The sequence below is a fragment of the Legionella sp. km772 genome (genome assembly GCF_003989735.1).
Lineage (GTDB): Bacteria > Pseudomonadota > Gammaproteobacteria > Legionellales > Legionellaceae > Legionella.
Window position 1 is genome coordinate 1 of sequence record NZ_RZGQ01000277.1, and the last position, 2,441, is coordinate 2,441.

Genomic DNA, 2,441 nt, shown 5'->3' on the forward strand with positions numbered 1-2,441 from the left:
AGCTCTCCTGGCCTATGGACTTGTGGATAAGCCATTCTGAGAGTAAGGTGAATGAACTAACAAACCGGGAATAGCTCTTATTTTTCCTGAATTTTGTTCCAGATCCCCGGACCTAGCTAATGCTGGCTACCCCCAATCGCCCTTGGCTTGAAAAACAATATTCTGAAGCTTATCAAAAAAATACTTGCCCTATTTGTCAGTTTGCAATTAAACCCAGTGTGTCGAAATTTTTTGTGACGGAAAATAAAAATACGGTGCTGGCACCTAATTATCAATATCTTGAGGAAGTTAATACCTACATTTGTCCCTGTTGCGGCACCATGCTCTTTGAACAATGCACGCATTGTTCGCATGTAAAATATTCCTTATTAAGTTATTGCGATTCCTGTGGAATAAAAAAAGACGGATAAACTTAAGACCGAGGTGTTAGATAAGACGTTTTGTTGCCGGACTATGCGAAGCAAGTCCGCGGAATGTAGTGTGGATAACTATATTCTGGGTTGCTTCACTTTCTCTCTAAAAGCAATATTTACCTGAATGCATAGCGTAGTTATATGAACTAGAGCCCTAATGCTGTTCAAAATAATCGGAAGGTACGCCATAAATAGAACAGGCCAAAGCTTTATCTGATTTTTTCTCCCAATCGGGTTTTTTAAGCACTTCTATAGCATTTTCATAACCTACTTTCATGCGGTAATTAACTGCTGAGCGAACAAAGTTATAGTCTTTAAATGAATGCGCAAAGGGAGTACCACGATAAATGATATGCACCACGCTAAAATGTTTACTCTGTCCTAAGGCTAATATTTTTTGGACCTCTGGATCTTTTTTCGCTTCAGGACTTAGTTTTTCCCCTAAAAATTGGATGGCTGCTTGTAAGTTTTGGCGACTGGTATAAACATTGGTAAGTCTACGTGAATGGCTGGCATAGCGAATGTCTTTTTGTCTTTCTTCCAGTTCATCCATGGTTTCGGGTAATCGGCCTTCAAGGCTAAAACAATCTACTACAAAACATAAGGTGTTTAACTCAGGTAACGCATCTAATACAGTTACCAGTGGCGTATTAGCATAAATACCGCCATCCCAGTAATAGTCATCACCAATTTTAATTGCAGGAAAACCAGGGGGAAGCGCCCCACTAGCCATTACATGCTCGGGAGTAATCGTCGTGGTCTGATTATTAAAAAATTCCATTTCGCCCGATGATAAATTAACCGCACCAAGACAAAGGGTAACCTCTTTACTATTAATACGATCAAAATCGATTAAGTTCTCTAAAGTAGTTTTAAGGCAAGACGTATCATAATAACTCAATTTGTCTGGAGTATCTTTGGTCATGGGGGTGGGGGGGATACTGCGGGGTTTAAAAAAACCCTCTAAACCGCAAAAAAGTGAAAATAAAGCGCCCATTTGATTATGGAAATGATGTAAATAATTAGGAATTTCCTCTTTATAAAATACATCAGTCCATATTTTAGGTGCGATGGTATCCCAAAACTGGTTTAATTTTTCAATTTGCAGCTCTCTTGGATTGCCGGCGATAATCGCACTGTTAATGGCGCCAATAGAAACACCAGCTAGAAAATTGGGATGATAGCCTTTTTCATGAATAGCCTGAAAGGCCCCTACTTGATAAGCCCCTAAGGCACCGCCACCTTGGAATACACAGGCAATCCGGTCATAACTTTGTTTGGCGTTTTTTACAGGAGTTTCGGGTTTGTTAATGCGGCATAAAGGGTTTTTATAATGTTTTGATCGTGGTTTTTTAGTATTTTGGTCCATTTTTATTTTGCTCTTAGAGTCCTTATTCTAACATTATAATAGATAGCTTTAGAATTTGCTTACATACTTTATACTAGCTTCTTTTTATTTGATTTTGCTACAAAAGTAGCTCAGTAGATGAGGGGCTACTAAAGCTGGTTGTTTTGAAGAGGGTGGATGATGGAAAAGGTGGTAGATTTATTAAACATTCTACCACTCATTAATATTTAAAGTTTGCCCGTTCTAGCTACTGATTTCTCGGTTTTAAATTGATAAGTTCCCTTATCAACAAGCTTACCTTTACTATCGTATGCTTTCCAAACTCCATCAGCAGAACCATCTTTTTCAGTCATGCTGAGAAAATGGATTTTATAGCTATGGTTATTGAAGGATACCTCATCCCAACTTTCATAAATCAGGGCTTCACTGCGATGGGCTTGCGTCCGTGAGCGTTTGATGCGCGAGATGACTAATGTTCCATTGGCGCTTTTTTCTTTTCCATCACCTTCTAAAACTAGGGTGTAGGTATTTGCTAAGCCTATCCCTTTAGTTGCATCTGAGGGTGTGACCTCGCATTAATGTTCAAATATCTCTGAGCACCCTTCTCATTTGCTCCAATTATAGCCATACAGACGTTTATATTTACAATCAATTCAAGTATAATTTATTCAAAATTGACT

At 38.6% G+C, this 2,441-nt stretch carries 3 protein-coding genes; 1 reads left to right on the top strand and 2 read right to left on the bottom strand.

Features of this window, described 5'->3' with window-relative positions:
* Positions 1-119 precede the first annotated feature (119 nt).
* Positions 120-410 carry a hypothetical protein gene (locus ELY15_RS15145; protein ID WP_127101494.1) on the top strand — a complete coding sequence of 97 codons (291 nt, stop codon included), beginning with the start codon at positions 120-122 and terminating at the stop codon, positions 408-410.
* Positions 411-567: 157 nt separating this feature from the next.
* On the opposite strand, the gene ELY15_RS15150 is transcribed toward ELY15_RS15145, so the two are convergent.
* Both ELY15_RS15150 and ELY15_RS16635 read right to left on the bottom strand, forming a co-directional pair.
* Positions 568-1,782 carry a patatin-like phospholipase family protein gene (locus ELY15_RS15150; RefSeq protein ID WP_127101496.1) on the bottom strand — a complete coding sequence of 405 codons (1,215 nt, stop codon included), beginning with the start codon at positions 1,780-1,782 and terminating at the stop codon, positions 568-570.
* Positions 1,783-1,988: 206 nt separating this feature from the next.
* Positions 1,989-2,114: a hypothetical protein gene (locus ELY15_RS16635; RefSeq protein ID WP_255411129.1), complete on the bottom strand. Its 126-nt coding sequence runs from the start codon at positions 2,112-2,114 to the stop codon at positions 1,989-1,991.
* Between the last annotated feature and the right edge of the window lie 327 nt (positions 2,115-2,441).

What these genes read in the sequence shown, in the direction of transcription:
- ELY15_RS15145 (WP_127101494.1), top strand. Translation starts at nt 120, where the DNA reads ATGCTGGCTACCCCCAATCGCCCTTGGCTTGAAAAACAATATTCTGAA.
- ELY15_RS15150 (WP_127101496.1), bottom strand. Translation starts at nt 1,782, where the DNA reads ATGGACCAAAATACTAAAAAACCACGATCAAAACATTATAAAAACCCT.
- ELY15_RS16635 (WP_255411129.1), bottom strand. Translation starts at nt 2,114, where the DNA reads ATGACTGAAAAAGATGGTTCTGCTGATGGAGTTTGGAAAGCATACGAT.